We start from the raw sequence: 3,198 nt of genomic DNA, 5'->3' as shown, positions 1-3,198 counted from the left end.
AGCGAGCCGGGCGCCGGCTCCGACCTTCAGTCGATCCGCACGACGGCGCTCAAGGACGGCAACGGCTATCGCATCAATGGCAGCAAGACCTTCATCTCCAACGGCCAGATTTCCGACTTCATCGTGGTGGTCGCCAAGACCGATCCTTCGCTGGGCGCGCGGGGCGTATCACTGATGATCGTCGAGACCGACGAAGTGGAGGGTTTTCGGCGTGGCAAGAAGCTCGACAAGATCGGGCTGGAGGCACAGGACACCTCCGAGCTGTTCTTCGACGACGTGTGGGTTCCGGCCGAGAATCTGCTCGGCGACACAGAAGGGAAGGGTTTCATCCAGCTGATGTCGGAACTTCCGCGCGAACGGCTGCTGATGGCGGTTGCAGGTGTCATCACGATGGAACAGGCAATTGAGGCGACGATCGACTATACCCGTGACCGCCAGGCATTCGGTCAGCCGCTACTGGCGCTCCAGAATACGCAGTTCAAGCTGGCCGAGTGCAAATCGAAGGCGACCGTTGCGCGAGTGTTCGTCAACGACTGCATCGCGCGGGCGCTCGACGGCACGCTAGACGCAACCACTTCAGCGATCGCCAAGCAATGGGTCACCGACGCGGAGTGGGAGGTCGTGGACGAGTGCCTGCAGCTGCACGGGGGATACGGCTATATCAACGATTACCCTATCGCGCATATGTTCCGCAACTCGCGGATCCAGCGCATCTATGGCGGATCGAACGAGATTATGAAGGTGCTTATCGCGCGATCGCTATAAAGCGCTGCGTTGCGCTTCGGTAAGCGACGTCATTATATAGGTGGAATAGGTGTCGCGGGGGGTTAGGGATTGAAGCTGGCGGACCGGGAAGAGCAGGACGGGTCCGGTCCCATCCGGGTGCCGAAAACCGCCGAGGTTGTGGCGGAGGTCATTCGAAAAAGGATTATTCTCGGCGAGTTGCAGGAGGGCGCGTTCCTGCCACCTGAAGGGCAGCTGATGGCGACGCTCGCCATTTCGCGCCCGACCTTGCGCGAAGCCTTTCGCATCCTAGAAGCCGAACGCCTGATCAGCGTCGTGCGCGGCTCGCGCACTGGAGCGAAGGTGCACCGGCCGCGAGTCGAGGGTGTCGCGCGTTACGCCGGATATGTGCTCCAATCAGAGGGCACCACGATGGCCGACATCTATGAGGCACGGCTGGCGATCGAACCCTATGTCGCCCGCCGACTTGCTCTGACCCGCCCCGCGGATGCGATCGCGCGGTTGCGGGAGGAGGTCGACCGTCTCACGGCGATCGTCACCGAGGAACGCTATATCGATTTCATGATCGGCTTGGCGGAGTTCCACAGACTGCTCGTCGAGGCCGGCGGTAACCGTACGCTGCATTTCGTCACGCGCATGCTGCAGGGTCTGGTAACGAGCTATCAGGTGCGCCTCTTCCAGCAGAATCCCTTACCTATCGACGAACAGAAAAGGCGCGGCCTTTCCGGGCTGCGCTCGTTCCGCAAGCTGATCGACCTGATGGAGGCGGGCGAGGCGGACAAGGCGGAAGAGCACTGGCGTCTGCACGTGATCAACGCCAACAAGGCGTGGGTACCCGAACACGACCGGCGCCGTGATTTCGACGTCTTCGGCTGACGACGGTCCCGATCCTACATGGTTGACTAGGTAGAACAAGTCGCTAACGCTTTTGGAAGCAACGGAGCGAACGATGTTCGACCTGAGATACGGTGCGGAAGCCGAACGGTTTCGGGACGAGATTGCGGGCTTCCTTGCGGAGACCTGGCAGCCAAAGGATCGCCGCGGCGAGGCGCTTCGCGACCATGTCCGGGATTTTCGGTTGAAGGCGACCGAGCGCGGCTATCTCTATCGCGGCATTCCGAGGCGTTATGGCGGTTCGGAGCAGGCGGTCGATATTATCCGCGCGCAGGTCATCCGCGAAGCGTTCCGCGCGGCGCGGGCGCCGATGGAGGTTGGCGGCAACGGCACGGCCATGCTTGTCCCGACTTTGCTGGAGCGCGGCACCGACGCGCAGCGCGAGCGCTTCATACGGCCGACGCTCGACGGTTCGTATGTCTGGGGCCAAGGCTATTCCGAACCCGGGTCGGGGTCGGACCTAGCATCGGTGCGCTGCCGCGGTGATCTCGACGGCGATGAATGGGTCATCAACGGGCAGAAGACCTGGACATCGGACGGCGCGCGCGCGACGCATATGTTCGCGCTGATCCGCACCGAACCGGACGCGCCAAAGCACGCCGGGATCTCGTACCTGCTGATCGACCTCGACCAGCTCGGTGTCACGCGCCGCCCGATCCGCCAGATCACCGGCGAGGCGACGTTCAGCGAGATCTTCCTTGAGGACGTGCGCACCCCGGCCGACTGGATCGTCGGCGCGCGCGGCGAGGGCTGGGCGGTGTCGCGCACGACGCTGAAGCACGAGCGCGCCAGTATCGGCTCGGCGGACGCGCTCGGCGGCACCTTCGCCAAGCTCGTCGACCTCGCGCGCACCACGATGCGCGGCGGGCGACCGGCGATCGCTGACCCGGTGGTACGCGAGGCGCTCGGGAAGATCGAGGGATGGGTACTGGCGCATCGCTGCTCGAGCTACCGCCTCTTCTCGCTCGCGGCGGCAGGGGAGGAACCCGGGCTGGTCGGGCTGATGATGAAGCTGCTGCTTACCGAGACCGGACACGACATGGCGCTGCTCGCCCAAGACATAATCGGCGACGCCGCGCTGATCGAACCCGCGCCGCCCGGCACGCGCGGACGTGGTCCTGAGAAATGGCTTGACCAGATTCTCGGCACGCTCGGCAATGCGATCGCGGGCGGCACGACCAACATCCAGCGCGGCATCATCGCCGAGCGCGGGCTGGGCCTGCCGCGAGACCTCGCGATGAGCGGCACCTGATGCGGTTCCACCCGACCGAAGAGCAACTCCAGATCCAGGATGCGCTGCGCGGCACGCTGGCCGACACGCTGCCACCCGCGGCGCTGCACCGTCTGGTGGATGGCAACGCCGAACTCGACGAGGAAAGCTGGCGGGCGCTGATGGCGCTGGGGCTGGGCGGGCTGATGCTGCCCGAGGAGGCGGGGGGGGCCGCGCTCGGCCTGGTGGATGCGGCGCTCGCGCTCGAGGTGCTCGGGATGGGGGCCGCGTCGGGACCGGCGGTTCCCCACCTGATGGCGGGGCTGGCGATCACCGCCAGTGGCAACGCC

The 3,198-nt window shown here is 64.9% G+C and carries 4 protein-coding genes; all 4 read left to right on the top strand.

Annotation, left to right across the window (positions count from 1 at the left end; translation table 11 throughout):
* Nucleotides 1-765 (top strand): acyl-CoA dehydrogenase family protein (locus HUU95_RS12050; RefSeq protein WP_174280326.1); only part of this gene is annotated, 765 nt, incomplete at its 5' end.
* Nucleotides 766-834: 69 nt separating this feature from the next.
* Complete coding sequence (locus HUU95_RS12045; protein ID WP_174280325.1) at nt 835-1,620, top strand: FadR/GntR family transcriptional regulator; 786 nt, start codon at nt 835-837, stop codon at nt 1,618-1,620.
* Nucleotides 1,621-1,693: 73 nt separating this feature from the next.
* Entirely contained in the window at nt 1,694-2,890 is a 1,197-nt protein-coding gene (locus tag HUU95_RS12040; RefSeq protein ID WP_174280324.1) for an acyl-CoA dehydrogenase family protein, read from the top strand.
* On the top strand, nt 2,890-3,198 hold a 309-nt coding region (locus HUU95_RS12035), incomplete at its 3' end, for an acyl-CoA dehydrogenase family protein (RefSeq protein WP_174280323.1). The genes HUU95_RS12040 and HUU95_RS12035, both read left to right, overlap by 1 nt.

The sequence above is a fragment of the Sphingomonas bacterium genome (genome assembly GCF_903643065.1).
Taxonomy (GTDB): Bacteria; Pseudomonadota; Alphaproteobacteria; order Sphingomonadales; family Sphingomonadaceae; genus Sphingomonas.
Note: the sequence above shows the minus strand (reverse complement) of the source record. Positions and strands in the feature narration are given on the sequence as shown.

Coding starts and splice junctions, on each gene's coding strand:
- HUU95_RS12040 (WP_174280324.1), top strand. CDS start 1,694: ATGTTCGACCTGAGATACGGTGCGGAAGCCGAACGGTTTCGGGACGAG.